Below are 26,097 nucleotides of genomic sequence, written 5' to 3' on the forward strand. Positions count from 1 at the left end.
GATGAACAATGAAATGGTCAGTGAAAATGATGGTGGCAACAGGTTGTCTGGCAGCAGTAATGGGATGGTCGCATACAACAGCATCAGCAGCGGAATCGGAAAGCCGTTCACTGGTGCAGCTGAATATCGGAGATCGTACAGAGGAACAGGCACAGCAGGATAGTACGCTGCATGTCGGTGTACTGGAGCATCAAGAGAACACGGATGCAACCGGCAATCAACAGAGCGATGCTGTGCTTGAGGTGAAAGTTAACGATACCGTGCTTGGAGACGAGACACAGGTTCAAGTGCTGAACTCCTCAGATCAAACGACAACCAACAGCGAAACGAATCAGTCTGCCGTTGCCGAAATAACTGGTACTGACACACTGGTAAGCGATAATCTGCATATCGGCGTGCTAGACAATCATGAGCAATCGGAAAGCAACACTGACAACAGCCATTCTGCTGTAGCTGACGTTACAGCAAACGATACCGTGATCGGTGACGATGTACACGTCGGTGTACTCGATCGTGATGACCAATCCGGCGAAGCGGCAAGCACAGAGCATGAAGCAGTGGTCGAAGTTGGAGCTGACGACACGATTGTGGGCGATGATGTACACGTCGGCGTACTCGATCGCGATGACCAATCCGGCCAAGCTGCAAGTACGGAGCATGAAGCAGTGGTCGAAGTTGGAGCCGATGACACGATTGTGGGCGATAATGTACACGTTGACGTACTCGATAGTAACGATCAATCCGGCGAAGCTGCAAGCACAGAGCATGAAGCAGTAGTCGAAGTTGGAGCCGACGACACAATTGTGGGCGATGATGTACACGTCGGTGTACTCGATCGCGATGATCAATCCAGCGAAGCGGCAAGCACAGAGCATGAAGCAGTGGTCGAAGTTGGAGCCGACGACACGATTGTGGGCGATGATGTACACGTCGGCGTACTCGATCGCGATGACCAATCCGGCGAAGCTGCAAGTACGGAGCATGAAGCAGTGGTCGAAGTCGGAGCCAATGACCTTCCGATTGCTGATCAATTGCATCTCGGCGTGCTGGACAGAGACGATCAATCTAATACAACGGAAAGCAGTCAGCAAAATGCTGCGGTGAAGTTGGAATTAGATGATGTGCTCGGAAATGATCTGAATGTAGCAGTACTGGAAAACAACCAATTGGAAAATAGTGATGGTAGCGGTGAACAATCATCGCTGATCTCCATCGGTGTTGCAGATAGCATTTTACCGAATCTTGGTTTGACTCTGCTGGAAAATAACAGCTTTACACCGGTAGTCGGCAACGACGATGGAAATGAATCCGGTGGCGGCAGCGATACTGGCACGACTCCAACCGAACCTACACAGCCTGGCAACAGCGACAACGATGGAACCGACAATAATGGCAGTACTGATCCATCTGACAATGGTAACGGAAGCTCGAACAATGGCAATAACGGAAGTAGCAACAATGGTGGAGGCAATACAGGCAATACGAATGGCAACAATGGTGGAACTTCGAATAATACAAATACAGATACTACCGGTAATAGCAACAGTGGTACAGGCACTTCTGGCAATAATAGTTCCAGCAGTAACACAGGCACTATAGCAAGCAACGGAGAAAGTTCTGTTATCGGATCAGCCGATGGAAGCAATCCTGCAGCCGCAACCGATTTTGCTAATAGTGGTGTAAGCATTGCCTCTACGGGTGAACCGCAAGCTGCGATGGAAATCGATGCGCAGAATAGCTCTTCTTCGCCTCGCGATCGTCTGACTATGGTGACCGCGATGGGTACAGTCACACCATCAACCCTGTTGCCAAGCTCTACCCCAACCAGCAATATCGTAACAGCCGCTGGTCATGGCATCATGGGTGTTAGCGATGCTGCTGTAACTGCTCAGCCAGTAGTTGCAGATCAGATGATTCGTATGGATCGTCTGCCTCAAACTGGCGAAACAGCAACTCCGTTGTATGTGTATGTGATCGGCATGATGCTCATTATGCTGGGTCTGGCTTTGCGTAAGCACACAAGCAATTCATAACATGAGAACTCCAATCCAGTTTCGTATCCTACGATAGATTCTACGAATCCTATCCCCGCTTCAAAAGAACCTTTGATAGCCAAGAGCAACTTTCCTTGCTGGAGAGTTGCTCTATTTTTTATCCGTGCCTATCAAGTAGGTTCAGACACAAAACATAGCATTCTCTATACGTTCCAATGTGTGTTCTTATATCTTCATACGTCCCTAAAAAGTTTACATAACTTTCGAAATTCGTGAAACTTTTTGTGTCCCATGCGTATTATACAAGTACGCACCTCGCATGTGCGTTCAACATTTGATCATCCAGCGCCCGGATCGCAGCTGTGGCGCGAATCCATGAAGGAGAGATGCAACATGTCAAAATGGACCCGCTTATTTTCTGCTAAACAATGGGTGCATGTATTCAAAAAACTCCCTGGATTGTTGACTTCCAGAGAACTGCCTTTAAAAGAAAAGCTGCTGTTCGTAGTGCCTGTACTTGTCTACTGGGTAATGCCGGACATGATGCCATTTATGCCTATAGATGATATTGGAGTGACCTTGCTGCTCATGAACTGGTTCGTATCGAGAGCGGAAACGAAACTGTCGACCATCGAATACAATCCGCAGCACTGAGTATGGGTTTGTCCTTGCGTAATAATGGGACCAGTTATACAATAGTACTATTGCGTCCTGTACTTATGCAGGCAAGTCGAACTCAAGGAGCTGATTCCATGAAAGTCAAAATCACGCGCAATGCAGCGAAAGTAATCAAACAAGAGATGGACAAACCGGAAAACGCAGGTCTGAAACTGCGTGTATTTGTAACTCATTCCCACGGCGACCACGTGCACTATGGTATGGACCTGGCTGAGCCGCAAAGCAATGAAGAAGTCGTATCCACCGATAAAGAAATCGATGTAGCCGTTGATCCAAACGAAGCATGGCTGGATGGCGTCAAAATCGACTACCTGTATACTGGTGAAGAGGGCTTTGTGATTACGAATCCTTCCAAAGGCGATCACGGTCACCATCATCACTAAGATGACCGGAGGGAACATCAATATCCATGGCTAACGATATTCGCGTATGTGACGAGTGCAATCACATCCGCCTGAAAAGTATTATCCCCAAGCTGGAAAAGCTGGCGCCCGACGCAGAGATCAAGATCGGCTGCAAGTCGTATTGTGGTCCATGTGGTAAGCGCGCGTTTGTATTTATTAACGGTCGTTATGTCAGCGCTCCGACGGAAGAAGAAGTGCTGGAGAAGGTCGCCAAGTTTGTGAAAAAGCCTTCTGCCAAAGCTTAAGACCAACAGTCTATTCCTAGAAGGGGGAAACTCGATACAGGATTGGACATTAATTTACATCAAAGCCCGCAAGGACGTTTATCGTCTAAGCGGGCTTTTTATGATGATAAAAGTTATAGAGGATGAAATAGCAAAAAACAGGCATCTACTGTCTCTTTGTGAGAAAGGAGATGCCTGCTATCTGTGTTCGTTTTTATTTACTGTTTGACGTACTGCTTGACTTCTCATTGTGGAATTCACGAATCAGATTATGAGTAATCACTTCATCGGAAATGTTCAACCGTTTCTGTGCTTCCTCAAATCCACTGCGTGCACGTTCTAGATTGGTCGTCTGGCGAGTTTTCAAGTCATACGCTGTTCCGTGTTCAAATACGCCATCCGCAGACGGAATATAGAACACCTTGCCATCGGTGAACGCGCCAGTGCGCAGAACGACAAGCTTATCTTCTTTTTGGTTAAACATATCGTTGCCCATCAGATAATACGGACTGGCATCGACACCGAGCAAATGCAGAATGGATGGTGTCATATCGAGTTGACCCGCTGGTGTATCATACGTACCAGCATGAGCGCCATCCGGCAGGTGAATCAGCATCGGAACCTGATTCATTAGCTGCTCCATATCGAGATCGGACAGGTCTTTGCCAAGGAACTCTTCCATTGGTGCTTTGTCCTTGAGCGAATCGTCATGATCGCCGTAGAACAGCAGAATCGTTTTATCCCATAATCCTTTGTCCTTCAATTCCTGCTCCATCTCACCGAGCGCGGCATCTACATAATGCAGCGATTGAATATAATCGCCAAATGTCGTGCCAGACAGATCGCCCATATCCAATTCCTGTACCGAAGCTGGCAGAGTGAATGGATGGTGACTGGACAAGGTGATGAGGAAGGAATAGAACGGCTGTTTGACTTCGCTCATTTTCTCTACAGATTGACGGAAAAACGATTTGTCGCCGAGAGACCAGCCTAATGGCTCATCAATGGTATAATCATTTTTGCTGAAAAATTTAGTGTAGCCCATATTTTGATACATAACCGAACGGTTCCAGAAGCTTGGCTCATACGCATGAAATACATACGAATCATATCCCTGCTTGTTCAGAATATTCGGCAGTGTGTCGTATTCATGATCGGCATAACGAGTGAACACCGAACCGGTAGGCAATGGATGCAGAGAAGCATTGGAACCCATATCCGCATCCGATGTACGCCCCTGACCCGTCTGATGATAGTACTGGCTAAAATAGATGCTATCTTTCATCAGTCGGTTAATATTGGGCGTAATTTCTTGCCCATTAAAGCTTTTGCCAACGACAAAGTTCATAAATGCTTCGCCCTGAATGGCGATTACATTGCTACCCTTGTAGGCGCCGAACAGATCGTCATCGCCCTTTTTGGAGCGGGTGTTCTGCTTGGCGGCAAACCAGTCTTTGACTTCATTGGTCTGAGCGGCGGACAACTGACTGCCGCTGCCAAAATGATCCTCTGCGTATCGATATACATCGTATCCATGAAATCCGAGTACGCCAGTTACGTTATACAGCGACATATTCCACCAGTTACCAACAAACAACCCGACCGCCCAAGTGGAAGTCGCGTATTTGATCGGTCCAAAGGTCAACAGACAACCAAGTATGAACACGCCAACTCCTTGCAGTAGACGAGTAATCACGCGGCGACTCCGACTGCTGTACCCATCCTGCATATTCGACCGTTGTGTATAGGAAATGTTACGTTTGCCGCGTGTAATCCGTCTTATGATCAAGACAATCCCGACAATAAGCAGCAGTAATACATCAGCGAATAGCAGAATATCATTGGTATGAATAAGTTCACGGATGCTGCCACCCAGCGATTCCACCTGACCCGCCTGCATCAGCACCGGAATCGTAATGAAATCCTGAAAATAACGGAAATATACAAGATCGGCGAACAATAGCACACTGAGCAGTACATCGGCAACAATCAACCCGATGATGCGTCCGCGACGCGGAAGCCATAAGGTCCAAAACGACGCTAGCATGATCGAACCGAGAGCGGTCACGACATCCAGTGTATTCATATCGATATTTTGCAAATGAAGATTGCTGTGCAAATACAAAATTTTACCCAGTATCAGGATTACAAATAACAAATAATCAATTCTGACCGGGGCGAACGGCCATAGCAGTCGCTGATACCAGCTGCGGTGCTGCGACCGAGAATGTATCTGTTCCAAAATGAAGCCCCCTTGCGTAATACATCACCTTATATGATGCCAAACATTCAATTTACAAATTTAATCTGTCCTTTACATTCCATGACTAGCGTGCAGTTTAACACGTTAACCCGCTCCAGTTCAAGTGCGTCAGTGCAAGATATAAGCCATCCTGTACCAAGGGTCTGACGCTCTCATGGGCAGGTACGTGTATGGCACAAGGGTTATTGTCCAAGCCATAGGTGTAAAAAAGGGATGGTCGCAGGCTTTACACCAGCAGCATCCCTGCATAAAATTTATATTGCCTTTACATCCTCATCATACAGCTAGAGCGCACGAGCACGCCGAATCAGAATCATGATGGTGTCTACTATCTATCATCAAGTCTGATTCGTGATCAGCGTGAACGTACGTATTGGAACCGTGATGAGAGTCTGTCAGCAATCTATATATCTATCTATACGATATGTGATCTGACTGCATACTGTACAATGTGTCTATGCCATATGCTATCTGCTTAGACCCTCATTGCTTTGAACATATGAAAAGGCTGAGAGTTTATGAAGATGGCGTTTCTTCTTGACGCTGACGTGGAGGCAATGGACCGAGATACTGAACAAATTGGCACTCGATGCGACCATTGTACAGTTTGCGGCGTTTGTCTGCTTTACGTCCGAAAAATTGTTCAAAATGACGAGTCGGCGTAATCGCGAATACAGACCAGTCCGGCAGATAAATAGACGATTTGCCCAGCTCACGGATCATCGCTTCGACTTCTTTTGTTTCGCTCAGACGCTCACCGTATGGCGGGTTCGTAACGATACAGCCGAATTTGCCCTGTGGCTGAATACGCGAAACAGGCATCACTTTAAATTCGATTTCGTTGCCTAGCCCAGCACTTTTTGCACATGCTTTGGCAATTTCAATCGCTTCTGGATCAATATCGCTACCAGTAATTTGCAGCGGAATATCGTCGTTGACTGCATCGAATGCTTCATCGCGAGCTTGTTCCCATAGCTCATCTGGAATGATGGACCAGCCTTCTGACGGGAAGCTACGACGCAGCCCGGGTGCGATATTCCAACCGATCATTGCCGCTTCAATCAGCAACGTACCGGAGCCACAGAACGGATCGTACAATGGACGATGCGGACCCCAGCGGCTGAGCAGAATGAGTGCTGCTGCCATCGTTTCTTTGAGCGGCGCTTCAGTTGCATGCTTGCGGTATCCGCGCTTGTGCAGGGAAGGTCCCGTTGTATCCATTGTGATCAGCGCTGTATCTTCATATAGCGATACATCAATCGCATACAATGCGCCATCCTCAGGAAACCAATCAGTTTCATACGTTTGCTTGAGCTTCTCAACGACCGCTTTTTTGACAATCCCTTGTGAAGCGGGTACGCTGCTCAGCTGCGATTTTTGTGAACGTCCAGAAACCGGAAATTCGCCGTCGGCAGGAATGTAGTCTGCCCACGATACGGCTTTTACGCCTTCAAATAATTCGTCAAATGTTGTTGCTTTGAATTCTGCCATTTTGATAACGATCCGGTCTGCTGTGCGCAGCCAGTAGTTACAGCGGCAGATGTCGATATAATCGCCGCTGAAGCGAACACGGCCATTTTCCGTGCGTACATCGTCATATCCGAGCAGTTTTAATTCGCGTGCTACTACTGCCTCAATGCCCATTGGACAAGTAGCGATCAATTCCAGTGATTTCATTGTATTTCTTCAACTCCCTAATAAACAGTGAGATCTTTTGTTCCTGAACAAAATTCCCTTTGTATTGAATATACCGTTTGCCGGTTTCGCCCGAAAGCCATACAATCTAGTATAGGTGAATGCGTCAGTTCTTACAAACGTTTCCGTTAAAAAAGTGCCGTAATATCGGCGATTTTTGTATATTCATAACTTCCTGCACGCAGACAAAGGTTTGTTTTCCATAATAAGGGATATGAATAAGCGGAAGATAGTACAAACGGATTCCAAACAACGGTAACATACGCATCAGATTGAACAGGATGCAGATATGAACAAGTAGCAATACGGTGTATCTATCAGGACAGCATCCATGTGTACACCGGCTGAATTTTACATTTGAAGGAGTAGAATCATTACATGACAGAACAACATTCCAATCCCGAACACTATATGAACGAGCTGATTGAGGAAGATCCATTGCTGGTTCAAATCAAGCAGACCATTCGTGAGCAGGGCATGCCGGAAGTATCGGTAGAGCCGGGCTATGGACGATTGCTGACTTTGCTGGTGAAGATGTCGCGCGCAAGTCGCATTTTGGAAATTGGTGCGCTTGGTGGTTACAGTGGTGTATGTATGGCGCGCGGATTGAGCGCAGACGGCAGGATCACTTCGCTGGAATTGCAGCCGGCTTATGCTGCACTGGCACATGAGCATCTGCGTCAGGCAGGTTATGGAGATCAGGTGCATTATAAAGTCGGCGAAGCGCTGCACAGTTTGGAGCAGTTGAAGCAGGAAGGACAAACGTTTGACTTCTTTTTCATTGATGCGGATAAAGGCAACTATTTGAACTATCTGGATTATGCATTAGAGCTGGCGCAACCGGGAGCGATCATTGTCGGCGATAATTTGCTGCTGCGTGGACGTACGCTGAATCCAGACAAGCAAGGACCAGCCGTGCAGACAGTACGTGAATTCAACCGTCGTATGGCTTCTGATCCGCGTCTGACCGGTACGCTGCTGCCTGCTTATGACGGATTGGCGATTGCGATGGTAAAAGCCTGATTTGGTGAAATAGAGACAAGAGAGGTGTATCGGAATATGAGAGGGAGACCGATTGATATACTGGAATTTCCGATTCATCTCGGATTGCGCAAAAAGGACGGCGATACAGAGCCGGGTGTCCGTCATTTACCGGATTGGCTGCGCAGTTTTGGTTTGCATGAAGGCTTACGCGCTACAACGACAGCTGAACTGCTGCCACCAGAGTATACCATGACAGAGGACGGAAATCCTCCCATGCTGCATGTGCCAGAGATTGCTCAATATGCGGTGGAGCAGGCAGAACTGTTAGGGCAGCAGTTAGATCATCAACCCGAGCATTTTGCATTGCTGCTTGGCGGCGATTGTAGCATTCTGATCGGAACGATGCTGGCATTGAAGCAGCGCGGGACCTATGGACTCTTTTTAATAGATGGGCATACTGATTATATTCCGCCTTCGTTGTCCACCACAGGTGGTGTAGCAGGGATGGATCTGGCGATTGTTGCAGGTATGGGAGACGAGCGGTTGACCAATCTGAATGGGCAGCAACCTTATGTGCAGCAACCGCATATTTGCTGCGTCGGCAATCGAGAGTATGATGAGCATTATGTCCGCCCGGTGCTGGATTCGGATATCCATTATGTGGATTTGCCGTCTGTTCGGCGGGAAGGAATGGCGTCTGTGGCACAGACTTTTCTGGAGGTCGTAGAATCACAGCAACTGGATGGCTTTTGGATTCATTTGGATGTGGATGTGCTACATCACGATCTGATGCCTGCGGTGGACAGCCCAGCGCCCGAGGGTCTGTTTTACGAGGAACTGACAGCACTACTGAAGCCGCTACTGGATAGTGACAAGGCAATCGGAATGGAGCTGACCATTCTTGATCCTTCACTGGATGTGTCTGGAAGCTATACACGCCCATTTGTAAAATGGCTGGTGGATGTGCTGGGAGAATCTGCTTGACGAAGTGTAGATAGATGTGAATTGGATGTATACATCTAGCAAGGAACATAAAAGAACCGTCGTACTGCTAGCCTACAGCGCAGTACGGCGGTTCTTCTTTTTCTGTCTTGATAATGTTCTTATTGAACGATAGTGTGGAGGAACATGCAGAATATGCTTGTTCCTTTTGCATTAGGCTGATTTGCTGTGTCGGTCGCCGGATGGCTTGCTGTACAATCGAGCACGTACCCACAGCATATTCAGCATGAGTAGTATACCAGACAAGACGAACAGTCCTTCTACCCCGATAAAGCCTGCCAGTACACCGCCCATGACTGAACCCGTCATATTACCGAGCGCATTCGTACTGCTATTGAAGCCAAAGGCTCGGCTCTCCATGCCGTCCGGGGTGTAGTAGCGGATCAGCGAGTTGACGCTTGGCAGCAGCCCGCCCATACATAATCCCATCAAAAACCGCACAATGATCAACTGCTCGACATTTTGTACAAATGCCTGCGGAATCAGCATGAGCGCAGCGCCGATCAGGGAAAAGGTAAGTATTCGATGCGCGCCATACTTGTCGCTCGCCTTCCCAAGAATCGGCGCCATCAGCATATTGGACAGCCCTGTAACGGCGCTAACAAGACCGGACCATAAAGCGAGATTCTCTGTAGTACCCTGTAATTTCTGCACATATAGTGGCAGCAGTGTCATAGGGCTGATCAGTGCAAATTGCAGCAACAGCGTAACGGTGAATAGTGCTGGCAGCTGCGGAGTCAGACTCAATTCACGCAACCCAGATAAGACAGAGGTTTTGGGCATTTGTGCCGCAGCAGAGCGGTCGAACGTCTCACGTACGGAAAACAATGCTAGCAGCGTGGCGAGGAAAATACACGAACCCGTAATATAGAAAATGTACCGGAATCCGATTGTATCGGCGAGAATACCGCCGATTAGCGGTCCGAGAATGGTACCAGCTACGGTACCGGATTGGCTGATTCCCATCGCAAAGCCCATCTTTTCTTTCGGCGTATTGCTGGAAATCAGCGAGGTAGCTGCTGGATTAAAGCCGGAGATGGTCCCGTTGATTAGTCGTAAGGCGAGTAGATGCCATGCTTGTGTAGCAAAGCCCATCGCGGTAAAAACAATCGCCATCCCGAAGCCAGAGCGAAGCAGCATCACTTTCCGTCCATATTGATCTGATAGCTTGCCCCATAGCGGTTGAAAAATAAACGAAGTCACAAAGTTGGCTGCAAAAATAAAGCCCGCCCACAAGGCGACCCGGTGCTCGCCCTGTACGCCAATATCCTGCGACAGGTATAGAGCAATAAACGGAACGATCATAGTCATTCCGGCATTCACTAGAAACTGCCCGACCCACAATACCATTAAGTTGATTTGCCAGGCTTCAAAATTAGGTTTTGAAATTTTCATTCTTTTTCACTTCCTTACAATTACATTCTGTAATTATACCATAGTTTTACATTCGTTTGGACGATTTGAAGCATAAATCACAAAAAAATAAAACCAATTTTCATCTGATGAAACAATAATACTGGTTTTATTGGCTTTTTTCCATATTTTTTGTTGTAAGCTTTGGCATTTCATGAATGATTGCCTGTCATAGCTGTCTGTAAACCGTTCATTTTCGTTCATAGTATTGTCATGGGATGTTCATCGTAGGGGAGTTGTTACACCTTCTGAAAAAGAGGATAATGGAATTGTGAGTCAGAACGAACGAAAACGGACATAAATGGGGTAAGAAGCAGTATCCTGTTATGCTTTCCCATTTCCAACATCACTATGAATGACTACCGACGCGGAGGACTATTTATGAGCTATAACGATTCCTTCATACGCGCCTGTTTCAAGCAAAGTACCGACCATTTGCCGGTTTGGTATATGCGTCAAGCAGGTCGCTATGACCCGGAGTATCAGAAAATTAAGGAAAACTATACGCTGCTGGAAATATGCCGGCAACCCGAACTGGCTGCCGAAGTAACGATGATGCCAGTACGCAAGCTGGGCGTTGATGCGGCGATTTTGTACTCGGATATTATGAATCCGGTTGCCTCAATCGGCATCGATTTTGATATTGTCAAAAATATCGGTCCGGTGATCGACAACCCGATTCGTAGTGCTGCCGATGTAGAGCGTCTGCGTCCTATTGATGTAGAAGGCGATCTCGGTCATGTACTGGAAACGATTCGCATTCTGGATCGCGAGCTGGATGTGCCGCTGATTACCTTTGCAGGTGCACCATTTACGATTGCTAGCTATTTGATCGAAGGACGTCCATCCAAAAGCTACATCCGTACCAAAACGATGATGTACAGCGAACCGGAATTGTGGCATTCGCTGATGCGCAAGCTGGGCGATATGGTGGCAACGTATCTGCGCAAGCATATTGAACATGGTGGTAAAGCATTCCAGTTGTTCGATAGCTGGGTTGGTGCGCTGTCACCACTTGATTTCCGCACGTATGTGCTGCCAACGATTACGTATATTTTTGATCAGCTCAAAGATCTGAATGTGCCGAAGATTTATTTTCCGGGTGTAAGTTCAGGCGAATTGCTGCCAGAGCTGAATCATCTGCCAGTGGATGTGATCGGGCTGGATTGGCGTGTTTCGATTCCAGAAGCTCGTCGCCGTCTAGGTGGCAAGTATGCGGTGCAGGGCAATCTGGACCCTTATGTGCTGACCGGACCATCCTCGCTGATTCATGAGCATGCCCGTCGCATCATCGACGAAGGATTGCAGGAGCCGGGGTATATTTTCAATCTCGGTCATGGTTTGTTCCCAGAAGCATCCATCGACAAGCTGAAGGAACTGACGCATTATGTGCATGAGTATTCGGCAGAAGTGTTGAAAAACCGGACGACCTCAGGCTAAACAAAACCATCATCCAAACTGGAAATCCCAAAATGGATTCTGCATAATATGAAGCAGAAGCAGAAGCAGAAGCAGAAGCAGAAGCAGAAGCAGAAGCAGAAGCAATATATGCTCCCTATTTAATAAGCGATGAGATGCGGTATACCGTGAAGGCGGTATCCGTGTCGTCGGAACACTATTCCGTTAATTCGGAATTGACGCTTGTTTATGTGTATTGCTCCAAAATTTAAATGAAATTTGAATCGTCGGTGTGACAATTGTCATGGATGAAACGACAGCAATTGCTTTATTACTTTTACTATTGAGGTGATCTTTAATGGCTAACAAAAAAATTGGTGTTCTGGTCATGTCTTACGGTACTCCTGCTAGTCTGGAAGATGTGGAAGCATACTACACACATATTCGCAGAGGCAATCCGCCAAGCCCAGAACAACTCAAGGAATTGAAAGACCGTTATGAAGCGATTGTCGGTGGCGTATTCCCATTACGTGAAAATACGGACAATCAAGTGACTGGATTGCAAAACAAACTCAATGAATGGAGTGCAGGTGGTGACACTGAGTTTATCTGCTATCAAGGGCTGAAGCATGCGTATCCATTTATCGAGGATGGCATTAAGCATATGGCAAAAGACGGCATCACCGAAGCAATCGGCATCGTACTGGCGCCGCATTATTCGACGATGAGCGTCGGCAGCTATCTCAAGCGCGCAAATGAAACGGCAGAGCAGGAAGGTGTGCATCTCACCTCAATCGAGAGCTATCACCTGCATCCGAAGCTGATTGAAACGCTGTCCAACCGAGTGAACAGCAAGCTGGAGATGTTTGAAGAGACAGGCGCAACGCGTGAAGAAGTGCGCGTATTGTTCAGTGCGCACAGTCTGCCAGAGCGTATCTTGAGCATAGGCGATCCGTATCGCGACCAGTTGCTGGAAACGTCCGAGGCGATTGCTAAGCGTGCGAATGTACCATCATGGCAATTCACTTGGCAAAGTGCTGGACGTACGAGCGAGCCGTGGCTGGGACCGGACGTGCTGGACACAATGCAAGAACTGAGCGCAGAGCAGGTCAAATATGTACTGGTTGCGCCGATCGGTTTTGTATCCGATCACTTGGAAGTATTGTACGACCTGGACATCGAAGCCCAGGAGCTGGCACAAGAGATCGATATGCGTCTGATGCGTATCGACTCACTCAACACAGACGAGCTGTACATGGAAGTGCTGGCTGACGAAGTCATCCGCAAATCAAAAGAGGTGCATGTATCATGACATCATCCGCACGGCGTATCGCTATTATCGGAGGAGGGATCACGGGAATGAGCGCAGCGTTTTATCTGCGCAAGTTTTTCCGTGAACAGGAGTTGTCGCCACAGATTACGATTGTGGAACAGTCCGGCTCACTTGGCGGTAAAGTGCATACGCTGCACAAGGACGGTTTTGTAATCGAAAAAGGACCGGATTCGTATCTGGCGCGCAAGACAGCCATGACCGAACTGGCACAGGAGGTTGGATTGGGCGACGATCTCGTTACAACCAACCCGAATGCGAAGAAAACGTATATTTTGCATGACGGACAGCTGCATCCGATGCCGTCGGGGCTGGTACTCGGTATTCCGACTGAGCTGCGTCCATTTATGGAAAGTGATCTAATCTCTATGGATGGCAAAATTCGGGCGCTGGAAGATTTTCTACTGCCTGCCAAAATGGACGGAAACGATGAGTCGCTAGGCGATTTTATCGAGCGTCGTCTGGGCAAGGAAGTATTAGAAAATGTGACTGAGCCGCTGCTGGCAGGCATTTATGCTGGCGATACGCGCAAGCTGAGTTTGCAGGCAACATTTCCGCAATTCGGTGTCGTGGAACGCGAGTACGGTAGCCTGATCAAAGGCATGAATACCGGACGCAAGCCAGTCGAGACGCATACCGGTACGAAGAAGAGTACATTTTATACTTTCAAAAACGGTCTGCAAAGTCTAACCGATCGGTTGGAGCAAGAATTGGCGATCGATGTGGAATGCAAGCTGAACACTGGCGCAGAATCGATTCGCTACGAGAACGGTCTGTATACGATCACGCTTAGCGATGGTAGTACGCTGGAAGCAGAGCATGTTGTAGTCACAGTGCCTGCTTTTGCTGCTTCGCCGCTGTTAAAAGGGCATGTGGATACGACTGCGTTGGATCAAATCAACTATGTATCGGTTGCCAATGTCGTAATGGCATTTGACCGTAAAGACATTGAAACGGAATACGATGGTTCTGGCTTCCTCGTTCCACGTAAGGAAGGTCGTACGATCACGGCTTGCACATGGACATCGACCAAATGGCTGCATACTAGCCCAGATGATCGGGTACTGATGCGCTTTTATGTGGGTCGCGATGGACAGGAGCAGATTGTCGACGAGTCTGATGAACAGATTACAGCAAAAGTATTGCATGATATGCGCGAGTTGATGGGCATTGAGGCAACGCCGCTGTTTACTGAGATTACGCGTCTGCGCCGTTCGATGCCGCAGTATCCGGTCGGTCATATGGATAGCATTAGCGCGTTGCGCAGCCAATTAGCTGAGGAACGCCCAGGTATGCTGCTGTTGGGTGCAGGTTATGACGGTGTAGGTTTGCCAGACTGCATTCGTACCGCTAGAGATGCCGCTCAACTGGAAGCTCAGCGTACCGTGTCGTCACGCGTATTGAACTAAGACAGTAGATCGTTTAAGGGCTATCAGTGAATGACGAACTGCTGATACCATTATGATCCCGGTTGGTGTATGATCACCAGCCGGGATTTTTGTCGTCTGCTATTCTAATGTTGGCTTTCTGGTTAAACGGTATGTAAGCGTTGACACGTAAAGAAACCCATTATGTCCTATTTTTATTGCAAAAGGGGAGAAACCTATTATGAGTTCACATTCCAATCATCAGACTGGTGATCATACAGAGGCTGATCATCAGGATAATCATAACGAAGAGGTCGGTGTGAAAAAGGAAAGCATTCATGCGTTAACCGATATTCTCACACCCCAGTCCATCGTATTTCAGCTTGCAGGTGATACACAGGATGATATTATTGACGAACTGATCGACGTGCTGGATCGGGAAGACATCCTAACGTCCAAATCGCAATTCAAGCAGGCGATTCTGGAGCGCGAACAGGAAAGCTCAACTGGCATTGGGATGAATGTTGCGATGCCGCATGGCAAATCGGATGCTGTGAAGCAGCCGCGTATCGTATTCGGGATGAAACGTGAAGGTGTGAATTGGAATAGTGCAGACGGCACTGAAGTACGTCTTATATTCATGATCGCCGCACCGATTGAGGGTGAAAGTGATGCCCATCTAAAACTATTGCAAATGCTGTCTCGCAAGCTGATGGACGATTCCTTCCGAGAACGCCTATTGTCGGTACAATCGAATCAGGAAGCATATGAGGTATTGTCTGAGGTGCGTTAACAATACTGTTGCAGGAGAATGAAATGAATAATGATCATTATTTCTGCTTAGTGTCGCTTATGATGTCCCCCGACAAGCAAGGTTGGAATGCTGTGCTATATAACGATATCTCCACCTTGGATCTCAACTGACTCAAGCAGCGTTCAACCCTTGCGGTGATTGGGCTGGCGGGCATCGCGCTTTTCGCTCCTTATACGAACCTGTTATACTAAACAGGACGTAAGATGAAAAGGAGTAATATATGTATTCAACACGATCAGAACAAAACCGCCACCAAAGACAGGAAGCAATACGGCGACGCAAGCGCCGATTCAGACGCTGGCTGCTGCTGAATACGGTGCTGGTCGCGGCGGTTGTCCTGGTTGGAATGGTATATTGGATGAATGAACACTCACAGTCTGGATCACAAACCATCGCTGCTGCGACAACGTCAATGCCGCAGGGGGTAGCAGAAGAACCTCATGATGCGCCGACATCGTCGGATACAGCGACTATGGAGGATGAATCCGGCGATCTTTTACCTGAATCGGAGTCTGGAGCGTTGCCTACTGACAATGAGCAGACACCAACCGATACGGAATATCCTCATGCTTCTGCTGATACAGAGGAGTTTACATCTGAGACACAGCCACCATCGCAAGAGCAAGGGACATCCGACGAATCATCCTCCCCAGAACAGTCAGCATCTAATGACACAGATGCAGATGCAACGAACAATCCTTCACCGAAAACGGATGATTCTGCTGCATCCACAACGCCAACGTTGGAGCCGCAAACCGATACGGTTCCTGATGGACAAACGGTCACGCTTCATTTTGGCGGTGATGTGATGTTTTCCGGCAAAGTAGGTGAATTGCTGGCGCAGAAAGGGTATGATTACCCATATGAATATGTGAAAAAGCTGTTCACATCGGATGATCTGACCGTTGTCAATTTGGAAACGCCAGTGACCAGCTCGAATACGACAGCAGCGAATAAAACGTATACCTTTAAGTCTTCCCCAGAAGCACTACCGCATATGGCAGCCGCAGGGATTGATGCCGTTAATCTGGCGAATAATCATATTCTGGATCAAGGTGTTAGCGGATTGACGGATACGATCAAGCAGCTTGATCAGAGCGGTGTACAATATGTCGGTGCTGGCAAAGACAGCACGCGTGCGTATCAGCCAGTCTATGTGGAACGAAAAGGGATCAAGATTGCGCTGCTTGGCTTCAGCCGTGTAATTCCAGAAGCAAGCTGGAATGCTGGCAAAAACCAGCCCGGCGTAGCGACTGCTTATGATGCAACCGCCGCTGAGGCTGCTATCCGTGAAGCCAAAAGCAATGCCGATTTGGTCGTTGTGGTAGCTCATTGGGGCGTAGAGCGTTCCGATACAACGGTCGATCATCAGACCGATCTGGCGCATCGCTTTATTGACGCAGGTGCCGATCTGGTTGTTGGCGGTCATCCACATGTGCTGCAAGGATTAGAGCAATACAAAGGCAAATGGATTGCCTACAGTACGGGTAATTTTATTTTCACTCATTCCTTAACTGAGAAAACTTGGGATACCGGCGTATTTGAGGCGGTATGCAGCATCAAGGGCGAATGTAGCATGAAGGTGATTCCGTATACCGCGAATCTTGGGCAACCGGTGCCGATGGCGGAACCACAGGCGCAGACACTATTGCAGCGATTGCAGAGTCTGTCCAGCAATATTCGCTTTGATGTAAAAGGGAATGCGATACCATAAGTCATTGCCATCTGCATCCATAACCAAGTATATTCATTACAACAGTGTATATTTATAAATTAGTCGCAGAGGAGAATGTTCATAATGAGTTCCATTCGCAACGTATACTGTGTAGGACGTAATTACCGGCTGCATGCCGAAGAACTAGGCAACGAGGTACCAACATCACCGATGATTTTTCTCAAGCCTTCCCACGCGGCAGTACCATTCACAACGGATTCTTTGGTGCTGCCTACCGATCAAGGCGAGATTCATTACGAAGCCGAGCTGGTGGTACGTATCGGACGAGAGTATGAACCGGGATTGTCTGCCGAGCAGCTCGTAGATGGTGTAGCACTGGGGATTGATTTTACATTGCGCGATGTACAAAGCGTACTCAAGAAAAAAGGGCATCCATGGACAGCGGCAAAAGGATTCAAAAACTCCGCACCTGTGACTGAATTTATTCCATTTCCCGGTGATCAAGGCTGGCTGGATAATGAATTTGCCCTACTGAAAAATGATCAACAGATGCAGCTCGGCTCCACGAAGAATATGATTTTCTCTCTGGAAACGATCATGGAACATATTGGTGAGACGTATGGATTGTCCGCAGGCGATATTATTTTCACTGGTACACCAGAAGGTGTAGGTCCGGTCGCGGCTGGCGATACATTTGAACTGATCTATGCTGGACAATCCGTCGGCACTTGTCGGATTGCTGAATGATGAACAACGGAATCGATTGGCTGGTCGGCGCGCTCTGTGCCGGCCTTATTTCCGGGTTGGGGTATCGCAAGCGCTGGTTGTCTGGCTCCGGTGCCTGTGCAGCAGGGATCATGGGTACGATTTATTACGGAGCAGGCAATTTGCTCTGGTTTGGGCTGCTGATTATTTTCTTCATTAGCGGCAGTGTATTATCGAAAATGAAGCGTGAACGTAAACGCAAAATGGAACAGGACTACGCCAAAGGCTCGCGACGCGATGCTGGACAGGTATTTGCGAACGGTGGACTGGGTATGTTGCTGTGTATTGGTCATGCCATTGCGCCACACCCGGCATGGATGCTGGCATTTGTCGGCATTATGGCAACGGTTACGGCAGACACATGGGCGACCGAATGGGGAAGCCTAAGCCGTAAGCCACCACGTTCGGTACTGAACGGACGTATACTGGAACCGGGGGCATCTGGTGGCATCTCACTTCGAGGCACGGTAGCAGCCGCAGCAGGCGGTCTAGTGATCGGAATTGCAGCGTGGGTGTTTTCGGTGATCTCTCCTGTGGGTAATCCTTATACTGAATATTCCGGCGGACCCGATCTAATACATGGAGGTTGGCAGATCATCCTAGCAGGCTTGATTGGAGGTCTGGCGGGTTGTTTTGCCGATTCGTATCTGGGGGCGACGGTACAGCTAATGTACCGCTGTCAGGTCTGCAACAAAATCGTGGAGACTACGATGCACTGCGGACAGCCAACCGTGTATGCACGCGGCTGGCGCTGGATGAACAACGATATGGTCAATGCGATCAGCTCCATTGTAGGCGGAGCGGTGGCGCTGCTGTTTTTAGTGATATAGGAGGTGGCGTATGAGCGGCACAACGGGAGACAAACTAGATTTAATATTGGATGCTGCTTATGAATTGTTTGGTCTGGACGGATTTTACGAGACCAAGATTTCGGATATTGCGCACCGGGCCGGTATCGCCAAGGGGACGGTCTATTTGTATTTTAAAAGTAAAGAGGAATTGTGCTTGGCGGTGACACGCCGCGATTGCGAACAGTTTCTTGATAATCTGGAGGAAGCGCTACGCTCCTGCACGAATATGGCGGATCAGCTGTATGTGATTGCACTCCATCATATGAAATACTATTTTGACCGTCGACATTATACAAAGCTCGTTTTCCGTGCACCGAACAACGATCCAGAGCTGATGGCATATATGCGCCAATTCATGCTTCGTTATATGCAGATTGTGCTGGATGTGCTGGAAGATGGCAACGTATCTCATGCACAATGGTGTGCCGAATCGTATATCGGTATGCTGGATCGTGTGAAAATGGACTTGATGTTTAATCCTGATTTTAGCGAGCAGCAGCTGCACGAGCGTACGCGCTTTGTCGCTGATCTGTTCTTGCAGGGCTGCGAACGACAGGTGAATCCTGAGCAGTAATCATCATTTGGAAGATTGAGGGCAGCTTTTCGCTGTATATGTTCCAACTCTATTCATCAATCATGGTATAATAGCGGGTATCGGCGTGACGATGCGGTATCCGCTATCGTGTCATGCCCAAAATATGCAGCAGGCAGATGCCTGAGAAGGTGAATCGCAATGAACATAATGACTGTGGAATCACTCGCCAAAAGCTTTGGCGATAAAATATTGTTTGAAGACGCCTCGTTTGGCATGGACGACCGCGACAAGGTCGGCATTATCGGGGTGAACGGAACGGGTAAATCTACGTTTCTGAAAATTATCGCCGGATTGGAGCCGCCTGACAGCGGCAAAGTTGTGATCAACAACAGCGTCCGTGTCCGCTATCTGGCACAAAATCCGCCGTATGATCCCGAAGCGACTGTATTGCGTCAAGTGTTTGAGGGCGGCGGTGAAGAATTGCAGGCGGTTAGCGCCTATATGAATGTTATGGAGCAGTTGGAGCAGACACCGGAGGATGCAGGGCTGCAAAAACAGCTAGTACAGGTCAGCCATGATATGGATCGACTGGACGCATGGTCGCTGGAAAGCGAAGCGAAAAACGTATTGTCTAAGCTCGGTATTACCCGTTACGATGCACTCATGGGCACATTGTCCGGTGGTCAGCGTAAACGGGTCGCGCTCGCAACAGCGCTGATTCAGCCTGCCGAGCTGCTGATCTTGGACGAGCCGACGAACCATATCGACCACGATTCCGTGACATGGTTAGAGCAATATTTGCAAAGACGGCGTGGCGCCTTGCTGATGATTACGCATGATCGTTATTTTCTGGATCGTGTGGCTACGGTTATGCTGGAGCTGGATCAAGGTCGGTTATATCGATATGAAGCCAACTATAGCCGTTATCTGGAGCTAAAAGCAGAGCGGATGGAGCGCGAAGCTGCGACTGAGGATAAACGCCAAAACCTGCTGCGCCGTGAACTGGCATGGATTCGTCGTGGTGCGAAGGCGCGGACGACCAAGCAGAAGGCGAGAATCGACCGATTTGAACAATTGAAAAATGACGGTCCTACTCGTCGGAACGATCAGTTGGAAGTGTCGACCATCTCCTCGCGATTGGGCAAGCAGATTATCGAATTGGATCATGTATCACTCACATTGGGCGGTCGAGAACTCATTCATGATCTGACGTATCATGCGGTAGCGGGTGATCGGATCGGGATTGTCGGACCGAATGGTCGTGGTAAATCGACGCTGCTCAACCTGATTTCCGGCAAATTGCAGCCATCCAGTGGACAGATTATTACAGGTCAAACCGTCAAATTTGGCTATTTCACTCAAGAGCATCAGGAAATGGACGAAACAATGCGGGTAATCGAATACATCAAGGAAGCCGCCGAAGTCGTGAAAACATCGGACGGCAGCAGTATTACCGCTGCGCAGATGCTGGAACGCTTCCTGTTCACGCCATCTGCGCAATGGACACCGATTGCCAAGCTGTCTGGTGGAGAGAAGCGTCGCTTGTATCTGCTGCGTGTGCTGATGAGCGCACCGAATGTACTGCTGCTGGATGAGCCGACCAATGATCTGGATATTACGACGCTGACAGTACTGGAAGATTATTTGGAAGAATTCCCTGGCGTTGTGCTGGTCGTATCTCATGATCGCTACTTTTTGGATCGAACATGTGAGAAGATGTTTGCCTTTGAAGGTGGCGGTGTAGTTAGTATTCATGCGGGCAACTATAGCGAGTATGAAGAACGTACAGGCGGTCAGCAGCTGAAAACGAATGATATGGGCAAAGAAACCTCTGCCAGCAAAGTCTCCACTGGAGCATCAGTATCCAGCGATGCAACAGCCGACGCTGCGCCTGATGCTGGGAAACGAACCTCATCCCGCGATAAGCTCAAATTCAGCTACAAGGAACAGCGCGAATACGAGCAAATCGACAGTATGATCGAAGCTGCCGAAAGCAAGCTTAGCCGTATCACAACCGAGATGGAAGCAGCATTCAACGACTCGGTACGCTTGCAGGAACTGATGGCAGAGCAGGCGGCAGGTGAGCAGGAGCTAGAGCGTTTGATGGAACGCTGGACATATTTGAACGAGCTGGCGGAGAAGATTGAACAGCAGGGCTGAGTGCGCTGAATTGGATGATGCATGTATGACGCTTATATTGGATTTAGTAGCATCTTAAACAATCACTTATCAACTGTGTTTGCTCTGTAAGCTATGCTAGCTAGAGCGGTTTACCAAGCAAATAGAACATACAAAGACTCCCTGCGCATTAGAATCAACAGATGTTGATCCTGATGCGACAGGGAGTCTTTTTGTCAGTCACTATAATTGGTAATTTACAATATAGCTGGTATTGTACAGGATCGTTGGCATGATGCACTATCTATCGCTGGTGCACAAATGCTAAACTTATCGTTTCCAGCTGACTGGTTATTCGGTAATATAAGCTCCCAGCAGACGTGCGGTATTGATAACAGCATCGCTATGTGTACGCTCCATCGAGTGCGAAGCATGTACGCCCGGACCGATCAAAGCGGCGCGGATATTGTTGCCACCGCGCAGTGCAGCCGATGCGTCGGAACCGTAATGCGGATATACATCCAGCGCAAATGGAATCTGTTCGCGGCGTGCCAATTCAGCCAGCTTGCCAGTCATCTCATAATCGTATGGACCGGAGCTGTCTTTGACACAGATCGATACATCCGTTTCCTTACAGGACAGATCATCACCGATGCAACCCATATCGACCGCAATCATCTCGTCAATATCGCCCGGAATATACGCGGTGCCATGACCGACCTCTTCATAATTGGAAATGAGCAGCTTCACCGTATGACGCGGCTTCCAATTATGGGTATGGGCCGATTCCAGCAGCCCGAATATAGCGGCAACACTCGCTTTGTCATCCAAATGACGGGATTTGATATATCCACTATCTGTAATCACCGGACGGGCGTCAAAGGATATGTAATCACCGACCTGAATCCCTAGCTGGTCTACATCTTCTTTGGATGTAACCATCTCATCAATGCGTACCTCCATATGATCCTCGGTACGCTTTAGCGTGTCGGCATTGTCGTATACATGCACCGACGGTGAGGTGGAGAGGATGGTGCCAGTGTACGTTTTGCCGCTGCGAGTATGAATGACGCAGTATTCATTTTCAATACTGTTCATCGTAAAGCCGCCGACCATTGTCATGCGGATTTTGCCATCAGGCTTAACGGCACGAACCATTGCACCTAGCGTATCGACATGACCGCTTAACGCAATCGTACGGGAATCATCTTGACCTTCAAGCGTTAGGATCAACCCGCCTTTATGATTGTATTCCGCCTGTACGCCGAATTTGAGTGCTTCCTCATGCAGCGTTGTCAGCAGATGATGCGTATAGCCAGTCGGGCTAGGCGTTTCCAGCAGCTGCTGAAGTAGGGAAAGGGTGTATTCGCGGTTCATGGTAATGGACATTATTCGATCTCCTTTTGCACAGTCAACACAGGCTGTACGGCATAGTCAAAATCTCAGTGAGCCTCCAAAGGCACAATATAACCAACATACCAGTTTTACATAGTCTTAGCCAGTAAAAATCCACCTGTGCACCGCCGGAGAACTCCGGTCAGGCAGCAGGTGGATCGGTTAAACTAACAGATGATTCAGCTAAGATACATATTGCGGATATATTACAGCTTACGATCCGAAAAGGACGAAACTGCCGGATCTTCTTTGCGATCATACATATCGTCAAACTCTACATTGCCTACTGGACCGCTATCAGCTACAGGCGTTTCACCCAGTTGAGCAATTTGCGCTTCCAATTGCTTCACTTTACGCTGTAAACGGTATTGGCGATAAATACCATAAAAGCCTACGATCAAGCCACCTGCAAGTGTACAGCCGAGAATAAGCAGAATCAGCGGTAGCTGTACGACATTAAACATCAGATTGACCTGCACCGGATTCACATTAATCACGGCGAAGATGGCAATCACAACTGCAAAAATCAGTCCCAGAATCAGTGTCCATTGAAATTTCATTATACATAACCCCTTTCAAATCTTCATCACATATGGCATAGGTTGTCTACTACTATATAAAGTAATTCAGAGCAACATAAACAGCCACATATCGCTTGTTAGCTTCAATGCACACAATAAGCACGCCTGCGAAGCGAACATGGAGTTCGACGCAGGCGTGCGGCAGCTTTATGAGGACTGACAAGAGGGAGGGACAATAGCTGCTCGGCAATCTGGTTGTATGGAACATGAATTGCCGGTGTAAATAAACAGGATCAGTTGGCGAGTTGCTCCATTTCGCTGACCAGACTTTCAAATACACTCATCGCTTCGCGAATCGGCTGTGGCGTAGACATATCGACACCGGCTTTTGCCAAAATGTTGATAGAATAGTCGCTGCCACCGCTTTTCAGGAAGCCGAGGTAACGGTCGACTGCTGGTTGACCTTCCTCCAAAATCTGCTTGGAGAAGCTGGTTGCTGCGGAGAAGCCGGTTGCGTATTTGTACACATAGAAGCTGTTATAGAAATGGGGAATACGTGCCCATTCCATCTCAATATCCTGATCGACGGTCATCCCATCGCCGTGGTATTTGGCATTCAGATCATAATAAATTTGGGACAGATCCTGCGGTGTCAGTGACTCGCCTGCTTCACTACGCGCATGTACGATCATCTCGAATTCGGCAAACATCGTTTGACGGAAAACAGTCGTACGGAATTGATCGGCATAGTAGGTAAGCAGGTACATTTTTTCTTTCGGATCGGTCGACTTTTTGAGCAGATAATCCATTAGCAACGCTTCGTTGGTAGTAGAAGCGACCTCTGCTAAGAAAATAGTGTACTGCGCATCGCGATAGGAGAGTGCATTGTCGGAATAATACGAGTGCAGCGCATGACCCATTTCGTGTGCCAGTGTAAACATGCTGTTCAGATTATCCTTGTGGTTGAGCAGCACATACGGATGTGTGCCATAAGCTCCCCAGCTGTAAGCGCCAGTACGTTTGCCCTCATTTTCGTAAACGTCAATCCAGCTCTCGTTGTAGCCTTTGTTGAGCGAATTCAGATAATCTTCGCCGAGTGGTTGCAAACCTTCGGCTACGATTGTCTTCGCTTCTTCATAGGTGATGTCCATTTTGAACTCTTCCACCAGCGGCGCAAACAGATCATACATATGCAGTTCATCCACACCGAGCAGCTTTTTGCGCAGCGCCATATAGCGGTGCATAATCGGCAGACTTTCGTGGATGGTATCGATCAGGTTTGTATATACATCCGTTGGGATATTATCGCCATAAAGGGACATTTCCAGAACAGAAGGATACTTGCGTACACGGGAATAGAAAATGTTCTTGTTCACATTGGCAGTCAATGTTGCTGCAATGGTATTTTTCTGACGAGCATACGTACCGTATACCGCTTTGAAGGCACGCTCGCGCACTTCACGATGCGGGCTTTCCAGAAATTGAATATAACCACCGTGTGTCAGCTCGACCTCGTTACCATGCTCATCAATGATATTTGGGAATTTCATATCCGCATTGTTCAGCATGCCGAAGATCGTTTGCGGAGCCTGCGACAGATTGCCGACCTGAGCGAGCAATGCTTCTTCCGCTTCGGTCAGAATATGCGCCTTTTCACGCTTCATTTCTTGCAGACTGAACCGGTATGCTTGCAACTCCGGCGATTCCAGTAATTCATCCAGCTTGTCATCCGACAGGCTCAGAATTTCTGGTGTAATAAAAGAAAGCGCCTGACTGGCGTCTACGCTCAATTTTCTCGCTTTTTGAGTCAATGCCTGGTATGTAGGATTCGCAGTGTCCTCATCCTGGTGCATATGCGCATATACATAGAGACGCTCAATTTGCAGCCCAATTTCGTCTTCCAATTCAAACGCTTGCTTGACCGCACTAGCGGTATTCAGCTTGCCTTTTAATTGCTCACCCTGAGGCAGTTTGGCTTTCACTTCGTCATGGGTGCGATCCCACGCTTGCTGGTCAGCGAACAGATCGTTCAGGTTCCAGCAGTTTTCGGGTGATACTTCGGAGCGCTTGAGTACTTTTTGCATGTTCATTTCCTCCTCGGGTGATGTGAATCAAACGGTGATGAATGAAACTATGATGCGTTTGGATTGGCTGCCATCAGGAATCCGTAGATCATCAGGAAAAAGGCGAGCAGCAGCATCACAATCGCAAAAATAGCGAGCCACCGCTTGAATTGCGGTGGAATGCTGTTCTTGTAAGCAATCAGAATAAAGCCCTGCACAAAGGCAAGAATAATGAAAATAACGATAGCGGTATAATTCATGGAGCGAGTTAAACCTCCCGGAAGGCGTTCATAATATCTTCCCATTCCGCTTCGGTATCAAAATCTTCCTTTTTAAAACGATCACTTGCCCATTGCATCATTTCTGGACGACTGATGAACTTATGTGTTTCTTCGCCCCACTCGGTAGAAATTTCACGCAGGATCAGCTCGCGGCCATTCACCTCAACCGTTAGCATGTTCCATTTGTCTGTTTTGTAAATCTGATGTTTTTTAATCATGTTCAAAATCTCCCTGTTCCGTTTGCTAAAATCATACCTTTAGACCTCAGGAATTGCAAATCAAACCGCTTTAAGTTCGTTGCATTTTGAAATCGGTTGCGCTATAATA

At 48.1% G+C, this 26,097-nt stretch carries 23 protein-coding genes; 15 read left to right on the forward strand and 8 right to left on the reverse strand.

The window, feature by feature from the left end:
- The first annotated feature begins 8 nt into the window (after positions 1-8).
- From ABXR35_RS04075 to ABXR35_RS04090, 4 genes are all read left to right on the forward strand, one after another.
- Positions 9-2,033, forward strand: coding sequence for an LPXTG cell wall anchor domain-containing protein (locus tag ABXR35_RS04075; RefSeq protein WP_367055804.1), 2,025 nt, complete (start codon positions 9-11; stop codon positions 2,031-2,033).
- A gap of 354 nt (positions 2,034-2,387) precedes the next feature.
- Positions 2,388-2,648 carry a hypothetical protein gene (locus ABXR35_RS04080; RefSeq protein WP_367055807.1) on the forward strand — a complete coding sequence of 87 codons (261 nt, stop codon included), beginning with the start codon at positions 2,388-2,390 and terminating at the stop codon, positions 2,646-2,648.
- Positions 2,649-2,746: 98 nt separating this feature from the next.
- Complete coding sequence (locus tag ABXR35_RS04085) at positions 2,747-3,055, forward strand: HesB/IscA family protein (RefSeq protein WP_367055810.1); 309 nt, start codon at positions 2,747-2,749, stop codon at positions 3,053-3,055.
- A 26-nt stretch (positions 3,056-3,081) separates the two neighbouring features.
- Positions 3,082-3,321 (forward strand): YuzB family protein, encoded by a 240-nt coding sequence (locus tag ABXR35_RS04090; protein WP_367055812.1) that lies wholly within the window; start codon positions 3,082-3,084, stop codon positions 3,319-3,321.
- Positions 3,322-3,514: 193 nt separating this feature from the next.
- On the opposite strand, the gene ABXR35_RS04095 is transcribed toward ABXR35_RS04090, so the two are convergent.
- Both ABXR35_RS04095 and ABXR35_RS04100 read right to left on the reverse strand, forming a co-directional pair.
- Positions 3,515-5,542, reverse strand: a complete 2,028-nt coding sequence (locus ABXR35_RS04095; protein ID WP_367055814.1) for an LTA synthase family protein — start codon at positions 5,540-5,542, stop codon at positions 3,515-3,517.
- Between the two features lie 537 nt (positions 5,543-6,079).
- Entirely contained in the window at positions 6,080-7,240 is a 1,161-nt protein-coding gene (locus tag ABXR35_RS04100) for a THUMP domain-containing class I SAM-dependent RNA methyltransferase (RefSeq protein ID WP_367055817.1), read from the reverse strand.
- 396 nt (positions 7,241-7,636) lie between these two features.
- Between ABXR35_RS04100 and ABXR35_RS04105 the strand changes: the two genes are divergently transcribed.
- Positions 7,637-8,281, forward strand: a complete 645-nt coding sequence (locus ABXR35_RS04105) for an O-methyltransferase (protein ID WP_367055819.1) — start codon at positions 7,637-7,639, stop codon at positions 8,279-8,281.
- A 36-nt stretch (positions 8,282-8,317) separates the two neighbouring features.
- Positions 8,318-9,226 carry an arginase family protein gene (locus ABXR35_RS04110; protein WP_367055822.1) on the forward strand — a complete coding sequence of 303 codons (909 nt, stop codon included), beginning with the start codon at positions 8,318-8,320 and terminating at the stop codon, positions 9,224-9,226.
- Between the two features lie 171 nt (positions 9,227-9,397).
- Here the strand turns inward: ABXR35_RS04110 and ABXR35_RS04115 are convergent, their stop codons facing one another.
- Positions 9,398-10,639 (reverse strand): MFS transporter, encoded by a 1,242-nt coding sequence (locus ABXR35_RS04115; protein WP_367055825.1) that lies wholly within the window; start codon positions 10,637-10,639, stop codon positions 9,398-9,400.
- Positions 10,640-11,038: 399 nt separating this feature from the next.
- On the opposite strand from ABXR35_RS04115, the gene hemE reads away from it, so the two are divergent.
- From hemE to ABXR35_RS04160, 9 genes are all read left to right on the forward strand, one after another.
- A complete protein-coding gene (gene hemE / locus ABXR35_RS04120) occupies positions 11,039-12,097 on the forward strand; it encodes a uroporphyrinogen decarboxylase (RefSeq protein WP_367055828.1) in 1,059 nt (352 codons plus the stop codon).
- A 316-nt stretch (positions 12,098-12,413) separates the two neighbouring features.
- Positions 12,414-13,367, forward strand: coding sequence for a ferrochelatase (gene hemH / locus ABXR35_RS04125; RefSeq protein WP_367055830.1), 954 nt, complete (start codon positions 12,414-12,416; stop codon positions 13,365-13,367).
- The gene (gene hemY, locus ABXR35_RS04130) at positions 13,364-14,794 is read left to right on the forward strand and encodes a protoporphyrinogen oxidase (RefSeq protein ID WP_367055833.1); all 1,431 of its coding nucleotides are present in this window, start codon (positions 13,364-13,366) and stop codon (positions 14,792-14,794) included. Before hemH ends, hemY begins: the two co-directional genes overlap by 4 nt.
- Positions 14,795-14,993: 199 nt before the next feature.
- Positions 14,994-15,545 (forward strand): PTS sugar transporter subunit IIA, encoded by a 552-nt coding sequence (locus tag ABXR35_RS04135; RefSeq protein ID WP_436669320.1) that lies wholly within the window; start codon positions 14,994-14,996, stop codon positions 15,543-15,545.
- A 241-nt stretch (positions 15,546-15,786) separates the two neighbouring features.
- Positions 15,787-17,280: a CapA family protein gene (locus tag ABXR35_RS04140; protein WP_367055835.1), complete on the forward strand. Its 1,494-nt coding sequence runs from the start codon at positions 15,787-15,789 to the stop codon at positions 17,278-17,280.
- A gap of 81 nt (positions 17,281-17,361) precedes the next feature.
- On the forward strand, positions 17,362-17,988 hold the full coding sequence (locus ABXR35_RS04145) for a fumarylacetoacetate hydrolase family protein (RefSeq protein WP_367061163.1): 627 nt from the start codon (positions 17,362-17,364) through the stop codon (positions 17,986-17,988).
- Positions 17,989-17,999: 11 nt separating this feature from the next.
- Entirely contained in the window at positions 18,000-18,836 is an 837-nt protein-coding gene (locus ABXR35_RS04150) for a DUF92 domain-containing protein (protein ID WP_367061166.1), read from the forward strand.
- Positions 18,837-18,846: 10 nt separating this feature from the next.
- Positions 18,847-19,431, forward strand: coding sequence for a TetR/AcrR family transcriptional regulator (locus ABXR35_RS04155; protein ID WP_367055838.1), 585 nt, complete (start codon positions 18,847-18,849; stop codon positions 19,429-19,431).
- A 159-nt stretch (positions 19,432-19,590) separates the two neighbouring features.
- On the forward strand, positions 19,591-21,552 hold the full coding sequence (locus ABXR35_RS04160; RefSeq protein WP_367055841.1) for an ABC-F family ATP-binding cassette domain-containing protein: 1,962 nt from the start codon (positions 19,591-19,593) through the stop codon (positions 21,550-21,552).
- A gap of 309 nt (positions 21,553-21,861) precedes the next feature.
- Here the strand turns inward: ABXR35_RS04160 and ABXR35_RS04165 are convergent, their stop codons facing one another.
- The 5 genes from ABXR35_RS04165 to ABXR35_RS04185 form a co-directional block, all read right to left on the reverse strand.
- Positions 21,862-22,899: a M42 family metallopeptidase gene (locus tag ABXR35_RS04165; RefSeq protein ID WP_367055843.1), complete on the reverse strand. Its 1,038-nt coding sequence runs from the start codon at positions 22,897-22,899 to the stop codon at positions 21,862-21,864.
- Positions 22,900-23,111: 212 nt separating this feature from the next.
- The gene (locus ABXR35_RS04170; protein WP_367055846.1) at positions 23,112-23,465 is read right to left on the reverse strand and encodes a LapA family protein; all 354 of its coding nucleotides are present in this window, start codon (positions 23,463-23,465) and stop codon (positions 23,112-23,114) included.
- A gap of 254 nt (positions 23,466-23,719) precedes the next feature.
- Positions 23,720-25,510 carry an oligoendopeptidase F gene (gene pepF, locus ABXR35_RS04175; protein ID WP_367055848.1) on the reverse strand — a complete coding sequence of 597 codons (1,791 nt, stop codon included), beginning with the start codon at positions 25,508-25,510 and terminating at the stop codon, positions 23,720-23,722.
- A 47-nt stretch (positions 25,511-25,557) separates the two neighbouring features.
- The gene (locus ABXR35_RS04180) at positions 25,558-25,749 is read right to left on the reverse strand and encodes a hypothetical protein (protein ID WP_367055851.1); all 192 of its coding nucleotides are present in this window, start codon (positions 25,747-25,749) and stop codon (positions 25,558-25,560) included.
- Positions 25,750-25,757: 8 nt separating this feature from the next.
- A complete protein-coding gene (locus ABXR35_RS04185) occupies positions 25,758-25,988 on the reverse strand; it encodes a hypothetical protein (protein ID WP_367055853.1) in 231 nt (76 codons plus the stop codon).
- Positions 25,989-26,097 lie beyond the last annotated feature (109 nt).

It is taken from the genome of Paenibacillus sp. JQZ6Y-1 (assembly GCF_040719145.1).
GTDB classification, from domain to species: domain Bacteria; phylum Bacillota; class Bacilli; order Paenibacillales; family Paenibacillaceae; genus Saccharibacillus; species Saccharibacillus kandeliae.

Excerpts from the sequence above, each read along its gene's own strand:
- ABXR35_RS04105 (WP_367055819.1), top strand. The coding sequence starts at position 7,637 with ATGACAGAACAACATTCCAATCCCGAACACTATATGAACGAGCTGATT.
- pepF (WP_367055848.1), bottom strand. The coding sequence starts at position 25,510 with ATGCAAAAAGTACTCAAGCGCTCCGAAGTATCACCCGAAAACTGCTGG.
- ABXR35_RS04165 (WP_367055843.1), bottom strand. The coding sequence starts at position 22,899 with ATGTCCATTACCATGAACCGCGAATACACCCTTTCCCTACTTCAGCAG.
- ABXR35_RS04115 (WP_367055825.1), bottom strand. The coding sequence starts at position 10,639 with ATGAAAATTTCAAAACCTAATTTTGAAGCCTGGCAAATCAACTTAATG.
- ABXR35_RS04110 (WP_367055822.1), top strand. The coding sequence starts at position 8,318 with ATGAGAGGGAGACCGATTGATATACTGGAATTTCCGATTCATCTCGGA.
- ABXR35_RS04140 (WP_367055835.1), top strand. The coding sequence starts at position 15,787 with ATGTATTCAACACGATCAGAACAAAACCGCCACCAAAGACAGGAAGCA.
- hemH (WP_367055830.1), top strand. The coding sequence starts at position 12,414 with ATGGCTAACAAAAAAATTGGTGTTCTGGTCATGTCTTACGGTACTCCT.
- ABXR35_RS04090 (WP_367055812.1), top strand. The coding sequence starts at position 3,082 with ATGGCTAACGATATTCGCGTATGTGACGAGTGCAATCACATCCGCCTG.
- ABXR35_RS04075 (WP_367055804.1), top strand. The coding sequence starts at position 9 with ATGAAATGGTCAGTGAAAATGATGGTGGCAACAGGTTGTCTGGCAGCA.
- ABXR35_RS04160 (WP_367055841.1), top strand. The coding sequence starts at position 19,591 with ATGAACATAATGACTGTGGAATCACTCGCCAAAAGCTTTGGCGATAAA.
- ABXR35_RS04085 (WP_367055810.1), top strand. The coding sequence starts at position 2,747 with ATGAAAGTCAAAATCACGCGCAATGCAGCGAAAGTAATCAAACAAGAG.
- ABXR35_RS04135 (WP_436669320.1), top strand. The coding sequence starts at position 14,994 with ATGAGTTCACATTCCAATCATCAGACTGGTGATCATACAGAGGCTGAT.
- ABXR35_RS04170 (WP_367055846.1), bottom strand. The coding sequence starts at position 23,465 with ATGAAATTTCAATGGACACTGATTCTGGGACTGATTTTTGCAGTTGTG.
- ABXR35_RS04180 (WP_367055851.1), bottom strand. The coding sequence starts at position 25,749 with ATGAATTATACCGCTATCGTTATTTTCATTATTCTTGCCTTTGTGCAG.
- hemE (WP_367055828.1), top strand. The coding sequence starts at position 11,039 with ATGAGCTATAACGATTCCTTCATACGCGCCTGTTTCAAGCAAAGTACC.
- ABXR35_RS04155 (WP_367055838.1), top strand. The coding sequence starts at position 18,847 with ATGAGCGGCACAACGGGAGACAAACTAGATTTAATATTGGATGCTGCT.
- ABXR35_RS04100 (WP_367055817.1), bottom strand. The coding sequence starts at position 7,240 with ATGAAATCACTGGAATTGATCGCTACTTGTCCAATGGGCATTGAGGCA.
- hemY (WP_367055833.1), top strand. The coding sequence starts at position 13,364 with ATGACATCATCCGCACGGCGTATCGCTATTATCGGAGGAGGGATCACG.
- ABXR35_RS04080 (WP_367055807.1), top strand. The coding sequence starts at position 2,388 with ATGTCAAAATGGACCCGCTTATTTTCTGCTAAACAATGGGTGCATGTA.
- ABXR35_RS04185 (WP_367055853.1), bottom strand. The coding sequence starts at position 25,988 with ATGATTAAAAAACATCAGATTTACAAAACAGACAAATGGAACATGCTA.